Origin of the sequence: Nocardioides sp. NBC_00368 (genome assembly GCF_036090055.1) — a bacterium.
Lineage (GTDB): Bacteria > Actinomycetota > Actinomycetes > Propionibacteriales > Nocardioidaceae > Nocardioides.
Window position 1 is genome coordinate 2,918,989 of sequence record NZ_CP107970.1, and the last position, 25,934, is coordinate 2,944,922.

32 protein-coding genes are annotated in these 25,934 nt (G+C 69.3%); 9 read left to right on the top strand and 23 right to left on the bottom strand.

Annotated elements, in window-relative coordinates; all coding sequences use genetic code 11:
* Nucleotides 1–128: 128 nt before the first annotated feature.
* Nucleotides 129–749 (bottom strand): hypothetical protein, encoded by a 621-nt coding sequence (locus tag OG984_RS13955; protein WP_328532150.1) that lies wholly within the window; start codon nucleotides 747–749, stop codon nucleotides 129–131.
* Complete coding sequence (locus tag OG984_RS13960) at nucleotides 746–1,126, bottom strand: isomerase (RefSeq protein ID WP_328532151.1); 381 nt, start codon at nucleotides 1,124–1,126, stop codon at nucleotides 746–748. The genes OG984_RS13955 and OG984_RS13960 overlap by 4 nt, the downstream gene beginning before the upstream one ends.
* Before the next feature lie 115 nt (nucleotides 1,127–1,241).
* Between OG984_RS13960 and OG984_RS13965 the strand changes: the two genes are divergently transcribed.
* Together OG984_RS13965 and OG984_RS13970 are read left to right on the top strand one after the other, a co-directional pair.
* A complete protein-coding gene (locus OG984_RS13965; protein ID WP_328532152.1) occupies nucleotides 1,242–2,048 on the top strand; it encodes a helix-turn-helix domain-containing protein in 807 nt (268 codons plus the stop codon).
* A 48-nt stretch (nucleotides 2,049–2,096) separates the two neighbouring features.
* Nucleotides 2,097–2,276 (top strand): hypothetical protein, encoded by a 180-nt coding sequence (locus tag OG984_RS13970; protein WP_328532153.1) that lies wholly within the window; start codon nucleotides 2,097–2,099, stop codon nucleotides 2,274–2,276.
* Nucleotides 2,277–2,315: 39 nt separating this feature from the next.
* Here OG984_RS13970 and OG984_RS13975 read toward each other — a convergent pair whose 3' ends face one another.
* On the bottom strand, nucleotides 2,316–3,005 hold the full coding sequence (locus tag OG984_RS13975; RefSeq protein ID WP_328532154.1) for a hypothetical protein: 690 nt from the start codon (nucleotides 3,003–3,005) through the stop codon (nucleotides 2,316–2,318).
* Nucleotides 3,002–3,328, bottom strand: a complete 327-nt coding sequence (locus OG984_RS13980) for a putative quinol monooxygenase (protein WP_328532155.1) — start codon at nucleotides 3,326–3,328, stop codon at nucleotides 3,002–3,004. The genes OG984_RS13975 and OG984_RS13980 overlap by 4 nt, the downstream gene beginning before the upstream one ends.
* A 181-nt stretch (nucleotides 3,329–3,509) precedes the next feature.
* Here OG984_RS13980 and OG984_RS13985 point away from each other — a divergent pair, with 181 nt between their 5' ends.
* Nucleotides 3,510–4,892: an FAD-binding oxidoreductase gene (locus OG984_RS13985; protein WP_328532156.1), complete on the top strand. Its 1,383-nt coding sequence runs from the start codon at nucleotides 3,510–3,512 to the stop codon at nucleotides 4,890–4,892.
* An 11-nt stretch (nucleotides 4,893–4,903) separates the two neighbouring features.
* On the opposite strand, the gene OG984_RS13990 is transcribed toward OG984_RS13985, so the two are convergent.
* Nucleotides 4,904–5,662 (bottom strand): hypothetical protein, encoded by a 759-nt coding sequence (locus tag OG984_RS13990; RefSeq protein ID WP_328532157.1) that lies wholly within the window; start codon nucleotides 5,660–5,662, stop codon nucleotides 4,904–4,906.
* Nucleotides 5,659–6,537, bottom strand: a complete 879-nt coding sequence (locus OG984_RS13995; protein ID WP_328532158.1) for an IclR family transcriptional regulator — start codon at nucleotides 6,535–6,537, stop codon at nucleotides 5,659–5,661. The genes OG984_RS13990 and OG984_RS13995 overlap by 4 nt, the downstream gene beginning before the upstream one ends.
* A 116-nt stretch (nucleotides 6,538–6,653) precedes the next feature.
* Between OG984_RS13995 and OG984_RS14000 the strand changes: the two genes are divergently transcribed.
* A complete protein-coding gene (locus OG984_RS14000) occupies nucleotides 6,654–8,432 on the top strand; it encodes a sigma-54-dependent Fis family transcriptional regulator (RefSeq protein WP_328532159.1) in 1,779 nt (592 codons plus the stop codon).
* 2 nt (nucleotides 8,433–8,434) lie between these two features.
* On the opposite strand, the gene OG984_RS14005 is transcribed toward OG984_RS14000, so the two are convergent.
* From OG984_RS14005 to OG984_RS14055, 11 genes are all read right to left on the bottom strand, one after another.
* Complete coding sequence (locus tag OG984_RS14005; RefSeq protein ID WP_328532160.1) at nucleotides 8,435–8,578, bottom strand: hypothetical protein; 144 nt, start codon at nucleotides 8,576–8,578, stop codon at nucleotides 8,435–8,437.
* A gap of 6 nt (nucleotides 8,579–8,584) precedes the next feature.
* On the bottom strand, nucleotides 8,585–9,889 hold the full coding sequence (locus tag OG984_RS14010; protein WP_328532161.1) for a hypothetical protein: 1,305 nt from the start codon (nucleotides 9,887–9,889) through the stop codon (nucleotides 8,585–8,587).
* Complete coding sequence (locus tag OG984_RS14015; protein ID WP_328532162.1) at nucleotides 9,889–10,341, bottom strand: hypothetical protein; 453 nt, start codon at nucleotides 10,339–10,341, stop codon at nucleotides 9,889–9,891. The genes OG984_RS14010 and OG984_RS14015 overlap by 1 nt, the downstream gene beginning before the upstream one ends.
* Nucleotides 10,338–10,925 carry a hypothetical protein gene (locus OG984_RS14020; protein ID WP_328532163.1) on the bottom strand — a complete coding sequence of 196 codons (588 nt, stop codon included), beginning with the start codon at nucleotides 10,923–10,925 and terminating at the stop codon, nucleotides 10,338–10,340. Before OG984_RS14020 ends, OG984_RS14015 begins: the two co-directional genes overlap by 4 nt.
* A gap of 5 nt (nucleotides 10,926–10,930) precedes the next feature.
* Entirely contained in the window at nucleotides 10,931–11,236 is a 306-nt protein-coding gene (locus OG984_RS14025) for a hypothetical protein (RefSeq protein WP_328532164.1), read from the bottom strand.
* Between the two features lie 76 nt (nucleotides 11,237–11,312).
* Entirely contained in the window at nucleotides 11,313–12,533 is a 1,221-nt protein-coding gene (locus OG984_RS14030; RefSeq protein WP_328532165.1) for a methane monooxygenase/ammonia monooxygenase subunit B, read from the bottom strand.
* 12 nt (nucleotides 12,534–12,545) lie between these two features.
* On the bottom strand, nucleotides 12,546–13,331 hold the full coding sequence (locus OG984_RS14035) for a methane monooxygenase/ammonia monooxygenase subunit A (RefSeq protein WP_328532166.1): 786 nt from the start codon (nucleotides 13,329–13,331) through the stop codon (nucleotides 12,546–12,548).
* Nucleotides 13,332–13,369: 38 nt separating this feature from the next.
* On the bottom strand, nucleotides 13,370–14,233 hold the full coding sequence (locus OG984_RS14040; protein ID WP_328532167.1) for a methane monooxygenase/ammonia monooxygenase subunit C: 864 nt from the start codon (nucleotides 14,231–14,233) through the stop codon (nucleotides 13,370–13,372).
* A 36-nt stretch (nucleotides 14,234–14,269) separates the two neighbouring features.
* On the bottom strand, nucleotides 14,270–15,307 hold the full coding sequence (locus tag OG984_RS14045; protein WP_328532168.1) for an NAD(P)-dependent alcohol dehydrogenase: 1,038 nt from the start codon (nucleotides 15,305–15,307) through the stop codon (nucleotides 14,270–14,272).
* On the bottom strand, nucleotides 15,304–16,011 hold the full coding sequence (locus OG984_RS14050; protein ID WP_328532169.1) for a metal-sulfur cluster assembly factor: 708 nt from the start codon (nucleotides 16,009–16,011) through the stop codon (nucleotides 15,304–15,306). The genes OG984_RS14045 and OG984_RS14050 overlap by 4 nt, the downstream gene beginning before the upstream one ends.
* Complete coding sequence (locus tag OG984_RS14055; RefSeq protein ID WP_328532170.1) at nucleotides 16,011–17,024, bottom strand: amidohydrolase family protein; 1,014 nt, start codon at nucleotides 17,022–17,024, stop codon at nucleotides 16,011–16,013. The genes OG984_RS14050 and OG984_RS14055 overlap by 1 nt, the downstream gene beginning before the upstream one ends.
* A 389-nt stretch (nucleotides 17,025–17,413) precedes the next feature.
* On the opposite strand from OG984_RS14055, the gene OG984_RS14060 reads away from it, so the two are divergent.
* Nucleotides 17,414–17,704, top strand: coding sequence for a hypothetical protein (locus tag OG984_RS14060; RefSeq protein ID WP_328532171.1), 291 nt, complete (start codon nucleotides 17,414–17,416; stop codon nucleotides 17,702–17,704).
* Here OG984_RS14060 and OG984_RS14065 read toward each other — a convergent pair.
* Entirely contained in the window at nucleotides 17,679–18,137 is a 459-nt protein-coding gene (locus OG984_RS14065) for an agglutinin cell wall attachment protein (RefSeq protein WP_328532172.1), read from the bottom strand. The genes OG984_RS14060 and OG984_RS14065 overlap by 26 nt on opposite strands.
* Before the next feature lie 126 nt (nucleotides 18,138–18,263).
* Between OG984_RS14065 and OG984_RS14070 the strand changes: the two genes are divergently transcribed.
* Both OG984_RS14070 and OG984_RS14075 read left to right on the top strand, forming a co-directional pair.
* A complete protein-coding gene (locus tag OG984_RS14070) occupies nucleotides 18,264–18,626 on the top strand; it encodes a hypothetical protein (protein WP_328532173.1) in 363 nt (120 codons plus the stop codon).
* A complete protein-coding gene (locus OG984_RS14075) occupies nucleotides 18,626–19,078 on the top strand; it encodes a hypothetical protein (RefSeq protein WP_328532174.1) in 453 nt (150 codons plus the stop codon). Before OG984_RS14070 ends, OG984_RS14075 begins: the two co-directional genes overlap by 1 nt.
* Before the next feature lie 17 nt (nucleotides 19,079–19,095).
* Here the strand turns inward: OG984_RS14075 and OG984_RS14080 are convergent, their stop codons facing one another.
* Nucleotides 19,096–19,854: an SDR family NAD(P)-dependent oxidoreductase gene (locus tag OG984_RS14080; protein WP_328532175.1), complete on the bottom strand. Its 759-nt coding sequence runs from the start codon at nucleotides 19,852–19,854 to the stop codon at nucleotides 19,096–19,098.
* A gap of 182 nt (nucleotides 19,855–20,036) precedes the next feature.
* On the opposite strand from OG984_RS14080, the gene OG984_RS14085 reads away from it, so the two are divergent.
* A complete protein-coding gene (locus tag OG984_RS14085) occupies nucleotides 20,037–21,218 on the top strand; it encodes an MFS transporter (RefSeq protein ID WP_328532176.1) in 1,182 nt (393 codons plus the stop codon).
* Here the strand turns inward: OG984_RS14085 and OG984_RS14090 are convergent.
* The 4 genes from OG984_RS14090 to OG984_RS14105 form a co-directional block, all read right to left on the bottom strand.
* Nucleotides 21,105–21,995 carry an AraC family transcriptional regulator gene (locus OG984_RS14090; protein ID WP_328532177.1) on the bottom strand — a complete coding sequence of 297 codons (891 nt, stop codon included), beginning with the start codon at nucleotides 21,993–21,995 and terminating at the stop codon, nucleotides 21,105–21,107. The genes OG984_RS14085 and OG984_RS14090 overlap by 114 nt on opposite strands.
* Nucleotides 21,996–22,037: 42 nt before the next feature.
* A complete protein-coding gene (locus tag OG984_RS14095; RefSeq protein WP_328532178.1) occupies nucleotides 22,038–22,859 on the bottom strand; it encodes an alpha/beta fold hydrolase in 822 nt (273 codons plus the stop codon).
* A gap of 177 nt (nucleotides 22,860–23,036) precedes the next feature.
* Entirely contained in the window at nucleotides 23,037–23,414 is a 378-nt protein-coding gene (locus OG984_RS14100) for a YdeI/OmpD-associated family protein (protein ID WP_328532179.1), read from the bottom strand.
* Between the two features lie 9 nt (nucleotides 23,415–23,423).
* Nucleotides 23,424–24,923, bottom strand: coding sequence for an alpha/beta hydrolase (locus OG984_RS14105; RefSeq protein WP_328532180.1), 1,500 nt, complete (start codon nucleotides 24,921–24,923; stop codon nucleotides 23,424–23,426).
* 214 nt (nucleotides 24,924–25,137) lie between these two features.
* Here OG984_RS14105 and OG984_RS14110 point away from each other — a divergent pair, with 214 nt between their 5' ends.
* On the top strand, nucleotides 25,138–25,920 hold the full coding sequence (locus OG984_RS14110) for an HAD-IIA family hydrolase (protein WP_328532181.1): 783 nt from the start codon (nucleotides 25,138–25,140) through the stop codon (nucleotides 25,918–25,920).
* The last annotated feature ends 14 nt before the right edge of the window (nucleotides 25,921–25,934 follow it).

Genomic DNA, 25,934 nt, shown 5'->3' on the forward strand with positions numbered 1-25,934 from the left:
GTGACCGCTCGACTCCGACAGGCTTCGCCGGGATTCCTTGTGAACACCGGCCAGCGACACGGCCGAAACGGCGTCCTGCCGGGCATCGTTGCTGCCGCGATGTCATGGGTGCCGCGGTGTCGTCCTGGTCACACCACCTGCCTGACGTACGCGTCCCGGCAGGCCTGCGCACAGAAGCCGACGGTGACGCCGTGGTCCTCGACGGTGATCGCCCCCTTGCCGAGCTTGACCGTCATCCCACAGATCGGGTCGACGACCACTCCCTCCGGCAGGTCGGCCTCGCTGGCATCCGCCCGGGCTCGGAACTCGGCGGTCATCGTCGCCAGCACGTCGTCGGCCGTGGCCGGCCTGCCGTCGAGGCCGATGCTGCCGTCGGGGACACCGGCCACGTCGATCCACAGATCTCCGACCGACCTCTCCCAGCCGTGCCGGGCGTCGAGGCGGCGTACGGCACGACGGAACCAGCCGATCGCGTGCCGTGCCGTCTCGTCCCGCCAGCGGTCGGGCACCGTCATGGTGATCCACAACGGAGGCGTCGCGCCCGGCTGCCAGGGGCCGTCACCGGTCGTCCAGCCGTTGAGCGCCAGGAATCCGACATGGGTCATCGCCCGCGCCCGCCTCATCGTCTCCTCGGGGACCTCCACAGGGAGCTCGTCGCCGACCAGTCCGGCGGTGATGTCACCGGCGAGCTGGGCGCGGTCCTCGCCGTCCAGCGCGCCGACAGGGCAACGGATCTCGATCAGGTTCACGCCGCACCACCGTGGTGCTCGGCCGCGACGACCGGCGCACGGTCGACGAAGGTCGTCACGCCGGTGATCCGTCCGTCCGCGTCGGTGACGAGCACGTCGGTGCCCTCGGCGAAAGAGGCCCCGCCGACGCGGATCTCCCACGCCAGACGGGCCCGGTCGTGGTGGGTCTCCGGCTCGGCGCGGGCGAGGAACTCGTAGGCGCCGACGTTCTCGACGAACGTCCGGGTGAACCCGACGAGCGCCTCGACGCCGACGAGGTCCGCGTTCGGGGCGACGTAGCTGACGTCCGGGGTGAACAGCTGGGCACCGACCCGGCGCTGCGGCTCGCCGGGCTCGGTGTTCCAGAACCTCACGTACGTCTCGATGGTCTCGGTCATGGTGCTCTCCTCGGTCTCGGGAACTGACCGCACCACGGTGGCTCCGGCGCGGGCGGCCTGTCGATTACCTGCCAGGTAGTTGTGATCCGCACCTGCCGACGGCAACCTGAGCGACATGACGGTGGCTGCGGAGGTGCCTGTGGGTGAGCTGGTACGACGCTGGCGCGAGCGGCGGCGCCGCTCCCAGCTGGACGTGTCGATCGCCGCCGAGCTGTCGGCGCGGCACCTCAGCTTCATCGAGACCGGACGGGCCAGACCGAGCCGCGACATGATCGAGCGGCTCTGCGTCGAGCTCGACATCCCCTTGCGGGACCGCAACGCCCTGCACCTGGCGGCGGGATTCGCCCCGGCGTACCGGGAACGGCCGCTGCCCGACCTGGGTGTCGCGAGGACCGCGGTGGAGACGGTGCTGTCCGGTCACGAGCCCAATCCCGCGCTGGCCGTCAACGTCCGCTGGGAGCTGCTGGCGGCCAACCGGTCCATGCAGCGCTTCCTCGGCGACGTCGACGAGTCGCTGCTCGAGCCGCCGGTGAACGTGCTGCGCGCGACGCTGCATCCCGACGGTCTGGCACCGAGGATCCGCAACTTCGTCCAGTGGCGGGCGCACGCCGTCCGTCGGGTCCGGCGTCAGCTGGAGCGCACCGCCGCCGAGGGCCTGGCCGACCTGCTGGCCGAGATCGAGTCCTACCCGGTGCCCTCCGGTGCCGACCTCACTGCCTCGGCGGACGACAACGACCTGGTGGTGCCCATGCGCCTCGCCTCCGACGGCGGCGACCTGGCGTTCCACTATGCACTGACCGTCTTCGGCGCCGCGCGCGACGTGACCCTGGACGAGATCGCGATCGAGACCTTCTTCCCCGCCGACCGGGCGACCGCCGATTTCGTCCGATCTCAAACTGAGACGCTCCGGCCTCGCGGGTGAGCTGTGATGGGTTGGGGTACCCGAGAGACCAGGAGAGGAGGCACGGCCATGTGGGACGTCGTCCGGATCAACTCGCTCCATCTGTCACACGACCTGCCGTGCCCGCGATGCGGCCACCCGGCACACATCTACCTGGCGTGCGGTGAGGAATGCGACTGCGAGCCGACCCTGATGCCCGGCTCCACGCTGCCCGCCGATCACGTCACACCACGAGAAGAGGCCGCCTGATGAGGCCCGCTCTCCGGGCGTGGATGGCCGTGGATCGGTTCACCCGGTAGTCACCACCGCCCGCGCGAAGCGGGTGGTGCCCGCGACCACTGCACCCGCCAACCAGTCGAAGACGACGTAGCCCGAGGCGACGCCGCTGGGCGGGTTCCCCGCCGGCAGACCCAGCCCGGGTACGACCGGCGACCACGTCCAGGTTCCGATGGCGGTGCCGTAGAGCTCGAGGTAGGCGACGAACCACCAGACGCCGGCGAACAGACCGGCCTGACGGCCTCGGGCGAGCATGACCACGACGAGCGCAGAGCCCACCACGCCGGAGAGGTCGCGTGTCCCGAGCAGCCCGGTGGCCCCGAGCGCGGCCCAGGCCGATGCCGCCACCGCCGTCGCCCGGATGAACGCACCTCGGTGCCGGAGCAGGAACGGCACCTGACTGAGGCGCAGCCCGGTCAGGAACACCAGCCCGTGCCCGGCGGGCACGAAGAGCGGCAGGTTGCCGAGCCGGTAGTCGTAGAGTCCCCAGAGCTGGGCACCGACCACTTCGAAGAACGTCGCGACCGCCACCACGCCGAGCGCCTGACGCCGTTCGTGGACCTCGGCCCGGTAGGCCACCACGACGAACAGCGCCGTGCATCCCAGCCCGAGCCATGCCTGGCTGCGGACGTCGACGACCCGGTCTGCGGCCAGGCCGACCGTGGTGACGGCCGCGATCGCCACCACGAAGAGCAGCCTCACGCCGTGACGGCGAGCTCACCCAGCTCCGACCAGTCCGACTGGGGGATCTGGAAGTGGACGATGTCGGGGGTCCGCGAGAGGTATCGCGGCAGCGACCGCTGGGCCTCGCGGAAGTGCTCCGAACCGACGTGTACGCCACCGGCGGCCTCATCGACGAACGCCTCGACCAGGACGTAGAGGTTCGGATCGTCGACGGAGCGGCTCCAGTCGTACCAGAGGCAGCCCTCCTCGGCGCGGGTAGCCTCGGAGAACGCGCGCGAGATCTCGATCCAGTCGTCGGCGTGCTCGGGCTTCACGGCGAACCGTGCGGTGATGAAGATCATCGCTCTTCCTCTCGGGTGTCGTCGCCGGTGTCCCGGCCTGGTCGCAACGTAGGAGGCTTCGCGCCGTGCTCGACAGGTGTGACCCTTCGAACCGGCCCGAACTTCCACGCCATGCGGGAAACCGAGATCACGACGCCTACGGGCGGCCCAGCGGCCGCCCGTGTGGTCCTACCGTCGGCGCATGCGACCTGACGGCGATGACACGACGACCATCGACACCCTGCGCAGGCTGCTCCCGGCGGACATCCTGGTGACGGATCCGAACATCATGGCCGGCTACCGCACCGATCGGGCTCCGTGGGCCGCCGCCGGCCGTCCCGCAGCGGTGGTGCGACCGCGCCACACCAGCCAGGTCCAGGCGACGGTACGGGCCTGTCATGACCTGTTGGTGCCCGTGGTGACCCGGGGCGCCGGCACCGGGCTCACCGGTGCCGCGAACGCTGTCGACGGGGGCATCGTCCTGAGCACCGAGCACCTGGACGGCATCGTCGAGATCAACGCCACCGAGCGCTACGCCGTGGTCGGCCCCGGGCTCACCAGCGATGCCCTCCGTGACGAGGCGGCCCGGCACCGGCTCTGGTACCCGCCGGACCCGGCGAGCGCCGAGTGGTCGACGATCGGCGGCAACGTCGCCACCAACGCCGGTGGGCTCTGTTGCGCGAAGTACGGCGTCACTCGTGACTACGTCATGGCCCTCGAGTTCGTCGACGGGCGGGGCCGTCTCCACCGGGCCGGACGCCGCACGGCGAAGGGGGTCGTCGGGCTCGACATCGCCGGGCTCCTGGTCGGCTCCGAAGGCGCGCTCGGTGTCATCACGGAGGCCACGTTGCGGTTGCGTCCGCTCTCGACGCAGGCCCGCACCGTGGTCGCCGGCTTTCCCTCCCTGCGTTCCGCCGGATGCGCCGTCGCAGCGGTACGAGCCGCCGGGCTGACCCCGGCCGCGCTGGAGCTCCTGGACCATGCCACCCTGCGCGCGATCGACACCTGGCACAGGACGGGCGACCTGGATGCCGCCGTACTGATCGCCAGGATCGATACGTCAGCCGCAGCCGGCGAGGCCGAGGCCGCGGCGGTCCTCGCCCGGTTCGACGCCGCAGGCGCGACCTGGTCGACCCGGTCGAGCGATCCGCGCGAGGCCGAGGAGCTGTTCGGGATCCGTCGTCTCGCCTATCCCTCCGTCGAACGGCTGGGCGACGTGCTGACGGAGGACATCTGCGTCCCTGTCTCCACGCTCGCCGACGTCCTGGAGGCCGTTCGCCTCGTCGCCGAACGACGCGAGGTGACGATCGCGACGATCGCTCACGCGGGCGACGGCAACCTGCACCCGCTGATCGTGACGGAGCGCGGCGATCACGCGGCCGCGGACCGGGCTCGGGCCGCCTTCGACGAGTTGATCGACCTCGCGCTCGCACACGGCGGGACGATCTCCGGCGAGCACGGCGTGGGGCGGCTCAAGCGTGGGGGCATGCGCCGTGAGCTCACTCCCGAGGTGGTTGCGCTCCAGGAGCAGATCAAGTCCGTGTTCGACCCACGCGGCATCCTGAATCCGGGCGCGATGCTCTGAGCCACCGGTGATCAGCCGAAGGCGGTCCGCTCGAACAGCGCGTGCACCGGCTGGCCCGCGACCGTGAGGTCCACCTTGAGACGGAACCGTCCTGGCGAGGACGGCGTGCCGCTGAACGTCCCGTCCGGCCCCGTCTCGAACCGAACGAAGGCGCCGCTGGCGATGCTGACGGCGGCGACCTCCGCCTCGTCGTACTCGACCTGCGTTCCGGCCGAGGTCACCGACAGCATGAGCGTCGAGGGCTGGGCGAGCAGCAGATCACCCGACAGCGCCACGTCGTACGTGCCGACCTTCTGCACGTCCCCGTCGGCGACAGGAACCTCCGTCGGCCGGCGTTGCGCGGCTGGTGCGACCAGGTCGGTGCCGAGGACGAGGTCACCGACCTCGTCCTCACCGGTGTCGAAGGCCACCACGAGATGGCCCGGGCCGCCAAGGCCCTCCGGGAACACCGCCTCCCAGCCACCGTCCCGGGTCGGCCGTGCGGCGGCCCGCTCGAAGTAGCGCAGGTCGGCCGACCAGTACCACGAGGTGAGCTCGCCGACCTGTGCCTGCCCGCTCTCGAGCTCGAACCGGATCCGGTCGGCCCGTGCGCCCTCGGCCCGGACCTCGGAGAGCCGGTAACCCGCCTGATGGTCGACGAGACCATCACCCCATCCGGCGACCCCGACCTCTGTCTCGCCGGTGTCGGGCGCGGTGTCTGAGGCACCACACGAGGTCGCTGCCCACAGTGACAGGGCCGCCAGCGCGGCAACCGGCAGCCGGTACGTCATGCCCTGGCTCGCTCGTACACCATGGCCGTGAGCGGGTCGAGCTCGACGTACATCCGGGTCGCGTCGCGGGCTGCCCGCCTGACCGCCAGCTCCAGCTGCTCACGCTCGTCCAGGAAACGACGCGACGAGACGGAAACGCCCAGACCCGCGATCACCCGTCCGGCGCTGTCACGCACCGGGGCCGCCACGCAGGAGACGCCCAGCTCGTACTCGTCCACATCGGTCGCGAACCCCGCCTCTCGCATCCGCAGCACCTCGCGACGCAGCCGGTCGGGGGTGTCGAGGGTGTGATCGGTGAACCGCCGCAGTCGCGGCTCCCGCAGGTAGTCGGGCCAGCGATCGAAGCCGATCGAGGCCAGCATGACCTTGCCGAGGGCGAGGGCGTGCGCACCACCGCGGTAACCCGCCGAGATGTCACGCAGCTCCGCCGCGCCCCGGCGTCCTCGGGTGTCCGCGATCTCCAGATCGCCCTGCTTCCACCAGCCGAGGTAGGCCCGCGCGCGGGTCTCGTCGCGCAGATCCTGCAGCACCGCCGCGAGTCGCTCCGGCTGCGTCCGGTTGGCGACGTAGCCGCGGTACAGAGCGGCGATCTGCGGACCGAGGGTGTACAGACCCGACGTCGTCGGCGAATGCTCGATCATCCCCACGTCCGTCAGCGTCTGCAGCGCGTAGTAGGTGGTCGACAGGCTCTGCTCGAGGCGACGGGCCAACACCTTGGCCGACACCCCCATCGGATTCTCGGAGATGATCGCGAGCGTATTGGCGATGTGGATCGCGGAGTTGAGGACTCTCTTCTGCGCCGGAATCTGTCCCGGGATCTGGGTGGTGCTCTGTGCAGGAATGCCTTCGACTGCGTCCAGGCTGGTTGTTTCCATCATGGTTTCCTCCGGTGTAGAAGTAACCCGCCGATTACCTGTCCTTGATCAAAGCAAACCGGACTAGTGTGATGGGTCTCACATTGAGACAGGCTTAGGCAGAATCGAGAAAGCCCATGCCCAGTGCCATGCCGAGCTGGTCCGACGTGCTGACGCACTCCCTCGAACGGCTCAAGGAACGAGCATCGACCGACCCCGATGCCGGGGTCCGCGACGGGATCCTCGCCTCCTGGCGTCGCTCCTACGACAGCCAGGCGCTCGGCGACCGTCTCGACCTGCCCTACGACGACAACCTCAACCTCTCGACCAGGCTGGTCCGCGCCGCCCGCCCCGTCATCGAGAAGGTCCAGAACGATATCGACGGCAGCCCGCTGACGCTCATCCTCGGCGACAGCACCGGCAAGGTGCTGCTGCGCCACTCCGGCGAGCCCTGCCTCGAGGGACAGCTCGACCGCGCGCTGCTCGCTCCGGGGTTCAGCTACGCCGAGAAGTACGCCGGCACCAACGGCATCGGCACCGCTCTCGAGGACAGGTCGACCGCCCTCGTGCGAGGTGCCGAGCACTTCAACGAGCAGCTCCAGGTGTTCGCCTGCGTCGGCGTTCCCGTGCGCGACCCCATCACCCGCCGCCAGCTCGGCGTCCTGGACATCACCACCTGGGCGGACCGTGCGCATCCCGCGCTCACGGCGTTGGTCCGACAGGCCGGCGCCTCGATCGAGGACAGTCTGCTCACCATGTCGAGCCGAGGTGCTCGGTCGCTGCTGGAGGAGTATCTGCGCAGCAGCCGGGCCGCCGAGGACCGCATCATCGCCGTCAGCGACGAGGCGTTCATCGGATCCGCCACCGCGGCCACCCGCATCGGCGGACTGGGGCGACCCGAGCTGTGGGCGCTGACTGTGGACGCGCTCGGCAGCTCCGACCGCGCCGAGATCTCCCTCATGTCCGGCACCGAGTACGCCACCACCCTGACCGTGCGTGCCCTCCGCTCGCCCTACGGCCGACTCGACGGCGCGATCGTCGAGATCCCTTCCTCCGCTCCGGCGCCGCCGATCCAGCAGTCGAGCCCGGCCCAGCCCCGCGGAGCCCACCAGCTCAGCCCGCTGGTCCTCGGCCCGATGGCCATGGTCGGCCGCATGGCGGCCGCCCGCCTGCCGGTGTGTCTCGTCGGCGAGCCCGGCACCGGCAAGCGCACCCTCATCCAGGACATCGCGACGCGCGAGTTCCCGGGGCGTACGGTCGTCGTCATCGACTGCGGTGACGACGACATCGAGGCCAAGCTCGGCTCGGTCGGCGAGCATCTCGCCGATGGTCGTCCCGTCATCGTCCGCGACGCCGACGGACTGGCGTCGGGACGTCTCGCGGAGCTGGTCAGCAGCATGGATCTACCCTCGGCCAGCGGCTGGCTCACCTTCACCACGCGCAGGCATCACAAGAGCGCCGAGGGATCCGAGGAGGCCGAGGGCGACCTGGCCGCCGCCGGCATCCCGATGATCGCCCTTCCCCCGCTGAGGGCACGCGTCCAGGACCTACGCGTCCTGCTGCCCGACATGGTTCGCCGGCTGAGCCGCGGACGTGTCACCTCGGTCTCCCCCGAGCTGCTCACCCGCCTGATCCGCGAACCGTGGCCGGGGAACCTCGCCGAGGTCGTCGAGCTGGTCACCACCATGATCCCCTCGGCGACCGATTCCGTCCTGCGCGAGCAGCACCTGCCGGCAGACTTCGGCAGCGGGCTGCGGTATCGGCTCACCCCGCTGGAATGGATGACCCGGGACGCCATCGTGGAGTCGCTGCGCGCCTGCGACTGGGACAAGGCGCGCGCCGCCGAGGCGCTCGGCATGTCCCGGGCCTCGATCTACCGCAAGATCAAGGCCTACAACATCGAGCCCGGCGCCTGACCTCAGTTCGCCCCGTCCCCGTCGGTGCGCTTCTCACGCTCGCCGGGCGACGGCGCCTTGAGCCAGGCGTAGAGGCCGGCGACGAGCGCGATGGCCACCATCGGGAACACCCACAGGTAGTCGACGATGTGCAACGGCGTGATCATCATTTCTCACAGTCCCATCAGGAGAACGAGACCTGTCGAGGTCAGACCGACCATCAACAGGAGGTACGGCAGCTGCCCCACGGCAACCGATCGCGGACGGAGCTCCTCGAGCGAGCGGTCGTGAGCCGCCACGACGCCGACGACGTGTCCACAGACGACCGCGGCGAGCTGAACGACGGCGATCGTCCGGGGTGAGACGACCAGGTAGTCGATCGACGACTGCGCCGAGCCGAAGAGGTCCCATCCCCGCCCGAACGGATCGGAGGCCAGGATCGCGCCGACCTGACCCTGGAAGACCGCGAACGAGAAGTAGTGGGCCACGGTGTAACCGACGATGATGGGCACCAAGGTGTGCGCGAAGGCCCGTGACGTCCCGTCGGCATACCTCGAGAAGGCATCGGTGGCCCGCATCGCGAGCTGGTAGGCCCCGGCGACGAGCAGGACGGCGGCGACCAGGCCGAGGGTGCCGGTGATCAGATAGCCGGGTCCGACGAGGTCGCGGGTCAGGTCGCCCCAGAACGAGGTCCGGGTCACCCCGTCGAAGGCCGTCGACCCGAGCAGCGTGCAGAGCACGGCGAGCTGCCCCGGCGGGACCGGCATGGCGGCGAGACCGGCCAGCGGGTGGCGAAGCACCGCCTCGCCCTCCGCCGAGCGCCCCCACGGCGCCAGCCGTCCGATGGTCGCCGAATAGACCTCCAGGCCGTCGGCGGCGTCGAACCACCGCGGACCGGCCACCGCACCGCCGATCCCGTGCACGAGGACGTACGCGGTCACGAACCCGGCCACCACCCGCGGCTCGTCGGAGTGGTCGAAGACGAGCTCCAGCCACAGGAACACGCCCAGCGAGACGACGGCCGGCCATCGCCCCGCACCCGCCGGAAGCCCGGCCTGTCGTAGGCGGGACGGCACGAACCGGCTCAGCAACCGTGCCAGTGCCCGCACCGGGTTGAGGAACCGCCAGATCGGCCCCAGGAGAAGCGAGCACGGCACCAGACCGACCCACACCCACACGTAGAGCCAGGTGGGAGCCGGGTTCGTCGCCACGCTGGCCGGACCGAACCAGGCGACCGCGAGGAACACCACGGTCCCGGCCAGCGCGACCGCCTGTGCGAGCCGTGAGGCCCGCTCCCCCACCGCGACCTGTACCCACCGCGGGAGCGCGACCCCGTCCTCGGTCGCGAACCTGCTCGAGCGCCACAGCAGGCCGAGCGCGAGAAAGGAGAACAGCAGGACCCCCACCGCGACGTACAGGGCGACCCAGACCGGGATCGGAAGATCCGAGCGGCCACCCAGCCCGTGTGTCAGGATCATCACTTCACCTCGAGCTCGACGAGCAGCGCACCCGCTCCCTCCAGCTCCACCTCGAAACGGCCCGGGATGTCGGCGGTGAAGGTGAGCGCGCCCTCCTGACCGGCCACGAGATCGACGTGCGCGTCGTAGCCGTGCACATGCACCTCGTCCGCGACGTCGCTGGTGACGGCGAGCGTCACCGACTCGCCGAGAGCGACGCGCTCGACGTGGGCCGGCGGGGAGAGCTTCCCGGCCACGATCTCGATCCGGATGACATCACCCGTCGGCCGCGAGCTCGCCGTCGGGGCATCCGGCGGCGAGGGCGTGGTAGTCCCCGAGGGCTCCGCGGTCTGAGTCGAACCGTGTCCGGCGTGGTCCGCCTCCGCCGCGGTGGAGGTCTCCGCTCCGCATCCGCTGAGAGCCGAGGCGGCGAGGAGCGTCGCGACGGCAAGGGTGAGGCGTGCGCTGATCATGAGTGGTGGTTCCTTCCGAGACGGCGTTCATTGGCCACCAGACGGCTGCTGATGACGAGGGCGAGGACGAGACCGTGCACGAGGTGGATCCCGACCATCCACGGCCAGCCGATCAGGTTGCTCAGGCTCGAGGCCTCCGGTAGCGCGCCCACCACCGTCCCGACGACCTGGAGGCAGACCAGATAGAAGAAGCACATGAGGATGACGCCGTGCAGCGCGGCGACGACGTACAGGGCACGTCCGGTGACCCGGTGGTTGCGCGTGCCGAGCGAGAAGATCGCTCCGCTCACGCCACCGAGGACCACACAGATCCCCAGTCCGCCGACGAACTCCTGCTGGAAGAAGGGTGCTGCCTCGCCGGCCGCCGTCGCGGCTTGCGACACCTCGAGGGCACCCGGCGACAGGATCGAGACGATCGCGTAGAAGGGAGTCGCCGCACCGACTCCCTGGACCGCGCCGGCCAGGGCGAGCAGCGCGATGATGACCAGGGCCGACAAACTGCCGGCGACCGCTCCGCGCTCGATCGCGGCATCGAACGCTCGCCAGCCCGTCGGCGACTCATCCACCGCAGGGTGGCTTCTCATGCCGGTCACTTCCCGTCCGCCTGGTCTGCGGGCACGGTCTCCCGGGTCCGGGTGGGCTCCTCGGCATCTCGCTTGAGGAGCTCTTCGAGCTCGAAGTACTTACCGCTGAAGAGCAGTCGCGCACCCGTCGGCCGCTCATCGCGGTAGCCGGACTGGTAGCGCCGCTTCGACGTGCCCGACATGTCGATCGAGAGCATCAGCACGAAGATGCCGATCAACAGCCCTCCGAGGATGACCGGGCCGAGCCCGATCAGCATGTCCATGGAGCTCGTGCCGCCCCCGTGCATCGGCAGAATTTTCGGGATGGTCATGGTGTGCACTCCTGGTTCAAGGGTGGAAACCCGGTGGTGCCGAGGGAGAACGGCACCACCGGGTGAACGTGTTCCGTCAGGCCATGGCCGACGGAGTGACGAAGCTCTGGATGGTCACGAAGTTCTCGTGGCCGGCCTCGTCCTGGAGGCGCAGCACGCCGGTGAGCTGCATGCGCGACTCGCCGACCGGCATGAGCCGCTCCTTGGCCCACACCTCGTCCGTGATGCTCATCGTCAGCTCGCGCGTCTCGCCGGGGGCGATCGGCGTGGCCGGCGAGATCTGGACGGACCGCCCCTCACTCCCCGCCTCGGCCACCGGGAAGGTGAGCGTGCTCGTCATGAACGACTCCACCGACGCCGGCGAGGTTCCCGTGTTCGTCACCTTCACCTTGGCCGTCACGGTGTCCGTCGCCGGGTCGAACGCCCCATCGGACGCATCCGCGGTGACGAACTTGGCATCGACCACCGCATCCTCCGGGGCGAAGTGGAGCACCTGCTGCGGCATCTTGTCCGGGTAGGCCTGCGCCTGCCACACCATGCCTCCCACCACCAGGGCGATGGTCGCGCCCATCATGATGTTCATGACGCGGTGGTCCTTCTTGGTGATCAGCCCGTACGCCCCACCGTCGGTGTTGAGCGGGATCTGGCTCGTCACCGGCAGACGTGTGACGGTCGGCTTCGGGACGATCCAGTAGAGGAGCCAGGCGAACCCGATCACCAGCCAGATGACGTTCCAGAAGGTGACGCCACCCATGCCGATGTTCTCGAGGTCGGCCGTCTTCCCGCTCAGCAGCTTGACCTCGTTGGTGAAGCCGCCGGCGGACTCCGTCACGTCGACGTACTGCCCCGGGCCGATGAGCGAGCCCGCTCCATGGATGCCGAAGATGGGATGCACGTGCCAGTGACCGACCCGGCGCCCCTGGAGCACCATCTTGAACTGGTAGACGCCGCCCTTCTCGATCTCGATCGCCATCGGCGCGGGCGCGCCGTTGACGGTGCGCTCCTTGATGACGACGGTCGGGCCCGGGGCGATCACACCGATGAAGCCGAGCTTCGGCTCCGCGAGCTGCTCAGGGTAGGTCTCGAGGATCTTCGCGGTGCCCGTGATGGTGAGCTCCTCACCCTGGGCGACCTTCTCGGCCGAGTACTTCACGTCCCAGAAGGCGACCGTGCCCATCCGGAGGAAGGCCTCCTGGGCCGTCTCTCCGTGAGCCGACGCCGGTGCCGGCGGCAGCGCGAGCACGACGGCGACGGCAGCGGCCAACACCGCTCCGATGTACTTCAGTTTGCTACGCATGTCGTACTCCTCTCAGAACCGCTTGATGAAGCGGCCGATGGGCCAGATGGCAAGTCCGCGACCGATGGCCTGTCCGACCCAGTAGCCGGCGACGGCGAGAGTGGCCCCGAACGCCAGCGAGACGTACTGGGTCTCACCGAGGAAGGTGCGGAGCGACCCGTGCTCGATCATGCGGAGGTACTCGGGTGTCTGACCACGGACGTACTCGATGCCCTGGACGTCGGCGACGGTGACGTGCAGGCCCATCCAGTCGATCGGCTGCAGGTACGGCGCGAGCACCGTGTAGTTCGTGAACCAGAGGATCAGCGCGAAGCCGAACGCTCCGATCAGCGAGGTGAGCACGAAGCTCTTCGTCTTCAGCAGGACCCAGTCCAGCCAGATGGCGGCAGCCAGGATCATCACCGGCCAGACGAACGCCAGCGGGAACCCGCCGAACATGTCCCAGTTGAAGATGCGGCCGATCCAGGACGCGATCGTCATGCTGATGGCGGTGTAGACGGCACCCGTGGGCATGCGCCAGGCGAGCCACTGGATGTACTGCAGGGCCGAGGGGATGATGATGACGGCGAACGGGGTCACCATCGGCCACCACTGACGGTCCTTCCAGTCCGTCCAGAAGTCCCAGTCTCCTGCGAACAGGAGCTTGGTGATGTCGGCTGCGGCGGCGACCACGAAGGCGGCCGTGACCCAGAAGACGATGTCCCACTTACGGTCGATGAAGGTGTAACGGCGGTTGAGCAGCTTCCGCAGTGCTTGCGTACGCTCCTCGGACTCCGGCGCCAAAGCTGTGGCACTCATGAGGGCTCCTTGGTTTGGGGATGTGGACGGTCCACTGGTCAGGCGATCGCGGGATCCGAGGTCGCTACGGTTTGTCGTTCCTCTTCGATCTCGTCCTCGATCTGGAGCAGCCGACCCAGGGACTCTGCCCAGAGGGCGAAGATGCCGGACGCCAGCCAGCCGTAGGTGACGAAGGGCCAGTGGAACGGAGCGGCGAAGATCTCTTCGGTGATCCAGAGGCTGTGGCCCCACTCGTTCATCGCGACCTGCATCATCTCGGTGACGGAGGCGGAGATGAGGAGGAAGAAGGACCAGGGGAAGCCCTTGTCAGGCGAGTAGACCTTCGGCAGGCGGGTACGCCCGTAGAGGTAGGTGCCCACCGTCATCGTGATGCCGAGCGGGAAGGCCCAGAAGAACATGACGATGTGGCTGGGGGTGAGGGCGGTGTCGCGAACAGCGGTCTGGTGCCAGACACCGTCCTGGTTCGGGAAGAAGCTCGCCATGAAGTAGAGCGTCAGCGAGGTGGCGCCGATCAGGCCCCAGAAGACCGCGATGCGACGTACTTCCTCGGCCTTGCTGATCGGCCGGGCCTCTGCCTTGGCGGCGAGGTTCTGGCCCGACTTGATCAGCCATCCCCACCAGACGAGCGTCACGATCGTGACGACGACCAGCTCGCCGAGGAACAGGTTGAACCAGTACGTCCGGAAGCCATCGCTGGCCGCATCCAGGCCGTACTCCTTGTACCAGGCGAACTTCTGCTGGTAGATCCGCAGCCCGATGAACGATCCGGCGAGCAGGAAGCTCCCGATGAACATCCAGCGCCAGCCGCCGTTCCAGTCGATCGGGCCGCGGCCCTTGGGGAACTCGCCGGACGAGTCCCCGCGAGTGTCCTCCCGGGATTCCGGGGTGATGGTTGTGGACATGGTTTTTCCTTCCGTTTGTCGTGCGGAGGTCCGGGGTCAGGGGATGAGGACGGCCCGACCGCGCACCCGTCCGTGGTGCAGGTCGTCGAGCGCGACGTTGGCGTCGTCGAGGGGGTAGATCTGGGAGTGGAGGGTGACCTTCTTGGCCGCGGCCAGCTCCATCAGCTCGGAGAGCTCGGTGTAGTTGCCGACGAGGCTGCCGACGACGCTGATCTCGCTGAAGATGACCTGCAGGGCCGGCACGTTGACGTTGCCGCCGTATCCGACGACGTAGTAGGTCCCGCCCTGGCGCAGCATGTTCGGGCCCTGGTCGGTGGTGCCGTGCTCGGCGACGAAGTCGATGACGGCCTCGACCCCGTCTCCTCCGGCGAGGTCCTTGACCGCCTCGACGACGTCGCCCTCGCCTGCATCGACGGTGATGTCCGCACCGATCTGCTTCGCGAGCTCGAGGGCGTCGGGGTTTGTGTCGACGACCACGATCTCGGTGGGGCTGAGCGCCTTGAGCGACTGGATCGCGATGTGGCCCAGGCCGCCGGCTCCGATCACCACCGTCTTGGTGCCGGCCTGGAGCCGGGGTACGGCCTTCTTGACGGCCCGGTACGCGGTGATGCCGGCATCCGCGAGCGGCGCGACGTCGACCGGCTGGAGGCTCGGATCGAGCTTGATGCAGGCGCGCTCGTTCGTGAGCATGTACTCGGCGTACCCGCCGTCCATCGCGAGCCCCGGGAATCCGGCCGTCTCGCAGTACATGTCCTCTCCGCGGCGGCACCCCGCGCAGACGCCACAGGTGATGTGCGGGTGGAGGATCACCGTGTCGCCGGGCGCCACCGTGGTGACCGCCGAGCCGACCTCGTCGACCCAGCCCGCGTTCTCGTGGCCGAGGATGAACGGCAGGAGCGTGCCCTCGGTGTCGAGCGTGTCCTTCCAGACCTTCTCGATCACATGGAGGTCCGTTCGGCACACGCCCGCGGCGCCCACCTTGATCACCACGTCGTGCGGCCCGGTGATCCGGGGCTTGGGCACGTCCTCGAGGACCAGCTTCGAGTCATAGGTGTAGAGCCGGGCGGCCTTCATGCCACTTCTCCTTCGGTGACGACGGTGAGTTCTGAGGGGTAGCGCTCCGCGAGCAGCGCCTTGCAGAGATGACCGTTGCCCTCGAAGGACACGGCCATCACCCGAGCAGACCGCCGGTGGGCCCGGACCTGCTCCGGGCCCACCGGACGGCCATCGGCGGCGATGAGGAAGGGGTCGTCGTGGCGGCAACCGACCCCGAGCTCCTCTCGCGTGGTCAGGTACTTCCCGAGACCGGGAAGCTCGAGGCGGGCGACGTCTCCCAGCACGAGGTCGACCAGACTCTCGGCGTCGACACCGATCTCCTCCAGCTGGCGACAGACCTGCTCCTGGCGGATCAGCAGGGTCTTGCGCCGGAAGTGGTCGCGCAGGTCCTCGAGGTCGCCCTCCGCCTCGCTGGGGAACGCGGTCATGAACCCGCCCCTGCTCTGCACGCCGGACTGGATCCGCTCCGACTCGAAGTGGTCCTCGACGGAGACGGTGACCGCACCCTTTCCGACGACGCGCTCCGCCGCCTGACGTACGTCGTCCACCATCAGCCAGGTGAAGTTCGGCGCACAGAAGTACGTCGGCAGCTGCATGACGATGCGCACCCGACCGCCTTCCTCGGTGACGGAGCGGATGAACCCCATGTCAGTCACCGAGCGGTCGACCTCGGGGTCGTGCACCTCATCCAGCGCCGCGAGGACGTCGGACGCGGTCGACATCAGGCCACGACCTCGGCGAGGACGTCCACCTCTGCGACTCCGACGACGTCCTCCGGGACCTCGATGTCGTACAGGCGCGCGGCGTTGAGGCCGAGGACCTTGGCCTTCTGGACGTCGGTGATGGCGTCGTACTCGCTGCCCTCGGAGAACTGGAAGTCGAGGAACTTCTCGACCAGCCAGCGCGGGGTCCAGATCGCGTAGTCGCTGCCGAAGCAGATCTTGTCCTCGCCGAGCCAGTAGAGGAGCTCGCCCATGATCTGCTCGAAGTAGCGGGGCTTGGCATGGACGAACGGCATCGCGACCGCCATGCCGGCGTAGACGTTGTGCTCCTGGGTGCCGATCCAGCAGAAGTCCTCGAGCCTGGGCAGGCCGATGTGCTCGACGATGAAGTTGAGGTCCTGGAAATCGGTGGCCACGTGGTCGACGTCGTGGACATCGAAGGCATCCCGGTCGAGCGGCCAGACCGTGGGGCCCTTGTGGATGTGGATGTTCTTGATGCCGAGCTCCTGGGACTTCTCCAGGTAGCGGTAGGCCATCGGATCGGTGAGCGAGTAGCCACGGGAGTCGCCCTGCCACTCCGCGGTGTAGAGCTTGACGCCCTGGATCTTCCGCTCGGAAGCCTCCTTCTCGAGCAGCTCGAGACCTTCCTCACCGAAGCGTGGGTCCCACGAGGTGTTGAGGATGAACCTGCCCGGGTTCTCCTCGACCAGCTCGAGCGCCTCCTTCTCGCGGCGGAAGCCGGTCCTATAGAACGCGCCGAGGACCGTCGGGTTGAAGATCGCGACGTCGACGCCGCCGTTGTCGAGGACGTCCTTGACGACGTCCTCCTTCTCGATCTTCGCGAAGCGCTCCTTCGACCACTTCTCCTCCTCGGGGGAGAGCCCGTTGTGGTAGTCGAAGAAGCACTGGGTCCAGCCCTTGCCGTAGTCGTTCAGGCAGTTCTCGTCCGAGCCGTCCCAGATGTGGATGTGGCCGTCGACGATGAAGTAGTTCTTGCCGTCCCTGGTGATCATGCGTGTCCTCCTGATGCGAGTTCGGCGTGATGGCGATGCCGACCGTGTCGGCAGCGGTCTGCCGACTCGGGATCGCTTCAGTGAAGGGCCCGTCCGCACCTGTGTCGAGCGTCACATCAGCATCGATGGCCGCTGTTCCACACCCGTCGGAAACCCGGTGGAATACCGGCCATGAGCAGGGCCGGCGCGGTTTCCTGGCCGCGATGCGGACGCCGACTCCGCAGGTATCAGCCGTTGGATGGGCGAAATACTCGACGCTTTCCGCAGGGGGTGATGGCGGCTCGGGATTCCGACGCCGAACGCTGTCCAGGCGGTGTGACGGGAGTCACCATTCCGAGACAACGGGCGGCACGAGCCGCACGTTCACCGGAAGAAATCGAGGTCGCACGATGACGTTTGAGACCTTGCTGGTCATGGCGGTCGGTATCGCGGCGCTGACCGGTCTGCGGATCGTTCTGGCCCTCATCGGAAAGGGGCATGCCGCCGACCACTCCGCGGTTCCGCGCCCCCGGGAGGGCACAGCGGCCGGCTCGAGGTGCCGCGCGGTACGCGGGACGGGACGCAACCGGAACCTGCTCTACTTCGTGCCGAGAACGGAACCACAGCTGCCGGACGTGCAGACCCGGCAGGCGGCCGAGCCAAGGGCCGCGACCTCTACAGCGTCCGGCGGGCGCCGTTGACCTTCTGCCGGAGCCAGGCGGGCACGCGCTCCTCGTCACGCGGGAACGTCTCGAGGTCGAGCGCGTACAGCCCCGGGTGGGCCGGCCAGCGCCAGACCGGCTCGTCGTCGTAGTTGAAGACGACCTTGGTCGAGTTCTTCTCCCCCTCGCCCTCCCCGCTGGCGATGGTCCAGCGGGCGGAGAACCAGGCGCCCCGGCCCGGCTCGTACATCACCCGCCGCAGCTCGTCGGTCAGCGCGAGGATGGTCTCAGGCGGCCGGGCGTAGGCGAAGCTGCCGTCCGGTCGGTGCACGTCGATGCGTCCGGTGAAGAACATGGACAGGTTGCGATGGTTGAAGACCAACGTGGACCAGTCGCCCTCGACCTCGTCGGCGAGGTGGAGGGCGATCTCATCGATGAGCTGTTCCTGTCTGACCACAGGAGGAACGGTCATGACCGCCAACCTACTACCGCTGTCGACCTCAATCCGGGACCATCGTCCCGGGGTCCGGCACACTGAGGTTTTTCCCACCCGCGGAGCACGGACATATCGAGCAGCGTCCGCGGGTACCACCTCAGCATGCAGCCGACGTCCACCTCCGATGCGCCGACCGGGCCCGCGGTCGCCCAGGGCGTGTTCAACATCGTCGGAGGCCTGTGGCCGCTGCTGAGCCTGCGCAGCTTCGAGTGGGTGTTCGGGCCGAAACGGGAGCGCTGGCTCGAGTACACCGTGGCCGGTCTGCTCTGCGTCAACGGCGCCACGCAGATCGCCGCCGCCCGAGCCGGGGAGCCCCTCGCCGCCCGCCGGATCGGACAGGGCACCGCGCTCACCCTGCTCGCGATCGACCTCGTGTACGTCCCGAAGGGGCGGATCCGCTGGACCTACCTGATCGACGCCGCGATGGAGGCCGGCTGGCTGGCGGCCTGGCGAGGAGCCCGCTGATGGTGACGAACGGAGTCGTCCTCGTCTGGCTCTTCACGATGGCCGCCGGAGCCTTCATGTTCGGCACCGCGAGCCGCTTCGGCGCTCCGCCCGCAGCCATCCGCAACTCGCGACTGCCGATCCCGGCGCTGCTCTCCCACCCCACCCTGACGGGAGGCGCCTTCGCGGCCTGGCTGGGTTTCATCATCACCGAGGAGCGCGCCTGGGCCTGGGTCGCCGTCGGCATGCTCGCCGCCGGTATCTGCCTCGGCGCCCTTCTGTTCGTACGCACCATGAAGCCCGAGCACGTCGTCCTGGCCGAGGAGACCGACGAGGTCGTCGGCGATCCCGTCCGCGTGCCGTACGACGTCGCCGAGCACGAGATCCCGCGCCCGGTGATCTACGGCCACGGGATCTTCGCCGCCGTCACCTTCACTCTCGTCCTGCTGGTCGCGCTCGGCGTCGTCAGCTGACGTTCGTCCACGACTCTCTAGAGGTTGAACCCGCCGGAGGCCTCGATGTCCTGGCCCGTGACCCAGCGAGCGCCGTCGGACAGGAGGAACGCGATCACCCCGGCGATGTCCTCGCCCTCGCCGATCCGGCCCAGGGCCGTCTGGGCCGCGAGCGGGGCGATGAGCTCCGGGTGCTTGGCGAACCCGTCGTCGCCCAGTCGGGTCCGTGTGGGTCCCGGCGCGACCGAGTTGACCCGGATCCCCCGCGGGCTGAGCTCCTTGGCCAGGTAACGGGTCCACACCACGACGGCTCCCTTCAGCGCGCCGTAGGCCGAGTATCCGGGGGTGAGACCGGTCAGCCCGGCGGCGTTGCTGGAGGTGTTCACGATGGCGCCGCCGTCAGCCAGGAGGGGCAGCAACTGCTGCGTGAGAAAGTAGGGCCCCTTGAGCAGCGCGTCGGAGAGCTCGTCGAACGTCCCGACGTCCATCTGATCGAAGGGCAGGGCACGCGAGAGTCCGGCGTTGTTGACGAGGCTGGTGAGACGGTCGCTCTGCCAGACGTCTTTCAGACAGCGTCGTACGTCCTCCACGAAACCGTCGAAGGTCTCGACGCTCCCGACATCGAGCGCGAGCGCCGCCGCGGTCCCACCCGACCTCGTGATCTGCTCGACGGTCGCCTCGGCCCCGTCGGGGTTGTTGCGGTAGGTCACGATCACGCCGGTCCCCTGACGTGAGAGCTGGAGCGCCGTGCTCTGGCCGATGCCTGAGCTACCACCGGTGATGAGAGAGATGTTCATGCCTTCGAGCCTGGGGCATGGCGACCCGATGCCCTAGACCGTTCCTGGTGATCTCTTGCCTGATCCTGCTCGGTTGGCTCCTTGTGCGCAACAGGGACACGTCCTCTCGCCACCGGCCATCCGGTCAAGCACGGGCGACGGATGATCAAGGCGGTCGGTCGGATCGCGGCGACGATCGAAGGGTGACAACAACTTCGCCGGCTTCGACCGCCACCTCGACCACCCCACCGACCACGACCTCCGGCCGCGCCGCGCCGGTGGTCGCGCTCGCCGCCGGAATCGCGCTCCTGGTCTCGAGCGAATTCCTACCGGCGGGCGTACTGCCCACCATGGCGCGTGACCTCGGGATCAGCGAGGGGACCGCCGGGCTCGCGGTGGCGGCGACGGCGATCGCCGGGGCGGCCACCGCGCCCAGCATCGCCATGGTCTTCCCGCGGATGGACCGGCGTACGCTGCTGGTCGGCCTGCTCGTCGCCGCCGCGGTCGCCAACCTGGCGGTCGCGGTGGCACCGGGCTTCGTCGTCCTGCTGCTCGGCAGACTGGTGCTCGGCGCGGCGATCGCCGGCTACTGGTCCTTCGCCTTCGCCGTCGGGACGTACGCCTCACCCGGCCGTGACCACGTCATCTCGACCTCGATCGCGCTGGGTGTCACGGTAGCCACGATCGTCGGCCTGCCGCTGGGCTCGCTGCTCGCCGACGGACCCGGCTGGCGCTGGGGGTTCGCGGCGGCCACGGTGCTGAGCCTGGTCTCCGCCGCGGCGCTGGCGCGGGCGCTGCCGCCGGTCCCCGCCCACCCGGGGGCGGGGCTGACCATGATGCGTCAGGCCCTCCGCAACCCGCTCCTGGTGGCCGGCGTGGTGGTGCTGGTCGTGGTGGTGCTCGGGAACTTCCTCGCGTACCCGTTCATCCGGATCGCCATCGCCGAGACCTCTCCGGGCGCAGGCATGTGGATGCTGGCGCTGTGGGGCGTCGGCGGGCTCTTCGGCAACCTGGCGGCCGGCCGGTTCTCCCACCGCCTGCGCGCGGTCGTGACCGTCGCGCCGCTCCTTCTCGCCGGCGGGCTGTTGCTGACCGTCCTCGCCGAGAGCACACCGGTGATGGCGTTGGCGATGCTCGTGTGGGGATTCGGGTTCAACATGGTGCCGGTCGGCACGCAGCTGTGGGTGACGCGCGTCGAGCCGGAGCGCACCGAGTCGGCGCTGGCGCTCCAGGTCACCGCGTTCCAGGTGGCGATCACCCTCGGGGCGGCCCTAGGAGGCGCGGTCCTGGACGAGTACGGCGTCGGGCGCGTGCTCCTCATCGGCGCGATCGGCGCGGCCGTCGCCGCGGCGGGCTTCGCCGCGCTCCGCGTGCCGCGCTCCTGAGGCGTCCTCGCGCCACGCCTGTGGACCGATCCCGTGGGTGGCGGTGAAGGCGCGGCTGAACGCCGCGCCCGATCCGTAGCCCACGGCGTACGCCACCTGCTCGACCGGACGGTCACCGCCGGCCAGCAGGTGGCGGGCCGCACGCATCCGGACGTCGCGCAGCGCCTCGCTCGGGCTCTGTCCCAGGCTGCGCCGGAACCGCTCCCCCAGCGCCGACCTGGACAGATGCACCGACTCCGCCATGGCCTCGACCGACCAGGCCCGGCCCGGATCCTCGACCAGCGCGGACAGCACCTGTGCGACCGACGGGTCCAGGGCGGGCGCGGGACCATCCGTCCCGCGCCCGGTGTCCTCGAGCCAGGAGGCCGTCATCGCCGCGCCCAGCAGCGACGCGTAGCCCGACGCGAACAGCGCCGACGGACGGCACGGCCCCGCCAGCGGGCACCGGCGGAGCAGCTCGGCCACGCCGCCGTGCCTGCCGACGAAGTCGCGCACGACCAGCGGGTTGGCGAGCGGGTAGCCCACCGCGACCGCCCGCAGGTCGGCCCGGATCAGGGCCGCCCCGTCGTGGGTCGCCACCCGGTGGCTGACCTGTCCCCCGACCAGAGCCGCGTCGCCCGCGCGGAGGAGGTGCGACTGCCCGGCGGCGGTCAGCACCACCGTGCCGTCGTCGACGAGCAACCAGGCGGCGGAGCGTACGTCCTCACCGGCGGAGCCGGCGGACAGCACGTCCTGATAGGCGAACGTCATCTCCCACGCCGGACTGTCCTGGTTCACACCTGACCCAGCGCGCGGGCGCCGCCGGGCTATTCCCGAGCCTCAGTCGGCGATGAACTCGAGGATGTCGGCGATCAGGGCGTCCTGGTAGTCGCCGGCGATGCCGTGCGGAGCACCCTCGTAGACCTTCAGGGTGCCGTCGGAGACGAGCTTGATCGCCTTCTCGGCGGCGGCCGCGATCGGCACGATCTGGTCGTCGCCGCCGTGCGCGATCAGGATCGGCACGTCGAGGGCCTTCAGGTCCTCGGTGAAGTCGGTCTCGGAGAAGACCTTGACGCAGTTGTACGCAGCGACCAGACCGGCCAGCATCCCCTGGCGCTGGAAGTCGTCGATGAGGCCCTGCGAGACCTTGGCGCCGTCGCGGTTGAAGCCGTAGAACGACACCGCCAGGTCCTTGTAGAACTGCGAGCGGTCGGCGAGCACACCGGCGCGGATGCCGTCGAAGACCTCGATCGGCGTCCCTTCGGGGTTGGTCTCCGACTGGAGCATGACCGGCGGCACCGCGCCGGCGGTGACGACCTTGCGGACGCGGCCCTTGCCGTGCTGAGCCGCGTAGCGGACGGCCTCGCCACCACCGGTCGAGTGCCCGATCACGACGAGCTCGGTGAGGTCGAGGTGCTCGATGAGCTCGGCCAGGTCGCGGGCGTAGGTGTCCATGTCGTGACCGCGGTCGGTGTTGGTCGAGCGGCCGTGACCCCGACGGTCGTGGGAGATGACGCGGTAGCCGGCGTCGGAGAGCAGCTTGGCCGCGGCCGCCCAGGCGTCCGAGCTCAGCGGCCAGCCGTGGCTCAGCACGACCGGCCTCCCGGTACCCCAGTCGGTGTAGTAGATCTCGGTGCCGTCAGAGGTGGTGAAGGTAGGCATGGTGGAAGTCCTCGAGGTTCTGCGCCGGTCTGCCGCCCCCATCGCCGGAGCGGTCGCGGACCCGACGCGATATCCATCCTCCGCCTCGGGAACCCCTTTCGGCCCCGCCGTATCTGCCCGATACCCCACGAATCCGGACACCTTCGACCGCACCTCGACCACAACGGCCGAGCCTCGTCAGGTCCAGGGGTTGTCCCAGCGCCCATCGGCCTGCGCCGCCCGGACCTCGGCGATCCCCGCCGGCCGCATCCGGCCCTCGGCGGTGAGGCGCTCGACCTTGGAGATGTTGAGCCGGGACCACTTCGAGCCCGGACGCCGGCGGGTGTAGCGCTGCAGGTAGGTCTCCTCATCGCCTCGGCGGCGTACGGCCGAGATCCAGCCGAAGCAGAGGCCGACGTCCACGAGCTCGTCGGAGGTCAGCGAGGCCGGCTCGACGCCCTTCCGGGTCAGCCTCAGCCACACGGCCCGGGTGTCGGGGTCGGCGGTCTCGAACCAGGCCTCCACCTCGGCCACCGAGGGCCGGTCCAGCACGGGCTCGCCGTCAATGATCTCCACCCGGCCAATCTAGTGGTCGGCCGAGCAGTGGTAGTCGCGCATCGGGCGCGCACCCGTGGTCAGATAGGTGGTCACCGCGTGGTTCGCGCAGCGGTTCCTGCCGCCCGGGTAGACGCCGTGGCCGCTCTGATCGGCGGTCACCATGGTGGCTCGCTCGCCCAAGGCCGTCCGCATCTTCCGCGCACCGGCGAGCGGTGTCGCCGGGTCGCGAAGGTTCTGCACCATCAGTACGTTGGACGGACCCCGATCGGTGATCCGGACCTGCGGTTCGACGGGATCCGGCCAGTACGCGCAGGGGGTGATGTTGGCTCCCGCGGCACCGAACAGCGGATACCTGACCCTGTCGACGGCGACGTTGCGCTGGTAGGTCGCAACCGACGACGGCCAACGCGCGTCGTTGCAGATCATGTAGTAGCGGCCGGAGATGAGGTTGTCCACGTCGGTCACGGCGTCGCCTCCGGGCAGCGGGGGCGGCGGCTGGTTCGCGTCGACCGCCTGCCAGATGCCGGCCAGCAGCGGGAGCTGGGTCGGGCCGTACAGCAGGCCGAAGTTGATCAGGCGGAACGAGACGTGGTCGAAGGGGCCGTCCGGTGTCTGGATCGGCTTCTTCTCCAGCTGCGCGGCGAGCTCGAAGTACTTCGCTCGTACCTGCGCGGGGGTCGTGCCCAGGCCGTACTCGCGGTGATTCGCGGCAGCGAACTTCGCGAAGGCCGGGAAGGTGTCCTCGACACCCTGGGACCACAGCCGGTCGCTCGCGTAGTCCCAGCCACCCGGCCCCAGGTTGCTGTCGAGCACGATCCGGTCGCTGCGCTGCGGGAACAGGGTGGTGTAGACGGCGCCCAGGTGGGTTCCCCAGGAGGCGCCGGCGTACGACAGCTTCGACTCGCCCAGCGCCGCCCGGATCCGATCCATGTCGCGTGCGGTGTTGGCCGGGCTGATGTGCGGCAGCATCCAGGACGTCTTCGACGTCCTGCACTGCTGCGCGATCTGCTTGCTCGCGGTTGCGTGCGCGGTCACGTCGGCGGCGTCGAGCGGGTACGGCGGGATGCTCCCGGTCAGCAGCTGCTCCGCGGTGAGGTCGCACGTCACCGGCGTGCTGCGGCCGATCCCGCGCGGGTCGAAGCCGATCACGTCGTAGCTGTCCTGGACGCTCTGCGGGAGGCCCATCGCGACAAGCATGGCCGGGTAGTTCTCGCCCGCGGAGGGGCCACCGGGGTTGGTCACCAGGATGCCGCGCCGCTTGGCGGGCTTCGTGCTCGCCAGCCGCGAGACCGCGATGTCGATCGTCTTGCCGTCCGGGATGCTGTAGTCCAAGGGGACCTTCAGGGTCCCGCACTGCATCCTCTCCGGGATCGGCACCGGAGAGATCTCGGCGGGGCACGTGCCCCACGTGATGCTGTCCGGTGCGGCGGCGTGTGCCTTGTCTGGACCGGCCAGCGAGACCACTGGGGCCAGTGTGGCCGCCAGCGAGACGACGGCGACGGTGAGCGGTACCGAGATGCGTTTCATCTCTTCCTCCGAGGATGGGGCTGGGACGGTGTCAGTCTTCGCTGATCGGAGGACGGGAACATCCGGCCGAAGACCATTCCCGGGGCGGTCGAAAGGACTATTGACGGGTGGGGAAAGTCGTAGCGGCGCGGGTCGCTGCCCCTGCTGAAGACGCTTGCCGTACGAGTCGGCGACGACGGTTGGCGGTTGGGCCACGATCGGCAAGGATGTCCCCGTGATCGACGAGCGCCCCATCAAGACCTGGCTGACCGACATGGACGGTGTCCTGGTGCGTGAGGAGGAGCCCATCCCGGGAGCCGCCGAGTTCCTGAAGAAGCTCACCGAGGCGTCGGTGCCGTTCATGGTGCTGACCAACAACTCCATCTACACCCCGAGAGACCTGCGGGTCCGGCTGCTCCGCTCCGGCCTGGACGTGCCCGAGAAGTCGATCTGGACCTCGGCGATGGCCACCGCGCAGTTCCTCGCCGACCAGCGGCCGGACGGCTCGGCGTACGTCGTGGGTGAGGCCGGACTGACGACCGCGCTGCACGCGGTCGGCTACGTGATGACGGAGAACGACCCCGACTACGTCGTGCTGGGCGAGACCCGCACCTACTCGTTCGAGTCGATCACCCGGGCGATCCGGCTGATCGAGGGCGGCGCCCGGTTCATCGCGACCAACCCGGACCCGAGCGGGCCGAGCCCGCAGGGCACCCTCCCCGCGACCGGCTCGGTGGCCGCGCTGATCAGTGCCGCGACCAACCGGGCGCCCTACTACATCGGGAAGCCCAACCCGCTGATGATGCGCAGCGCCCTCAACCAGCTCGAGGCCCACTCCGAGACCACGGTGATGATCGGCGACCGGATGGACACCGACATCATCAGCGGGCTCGAGGCCGGCATGCGCACGATCCTCGTCGAGACCGGGTCGACCAAGCCCGAGCAGGTCGAGACCTTCCCGTTCCGGCCGACGCGCGTGGTCGCCTCGATCGCCGACGTACTGCCGCTGCTCGACTGAGGATCGGCCCGGCG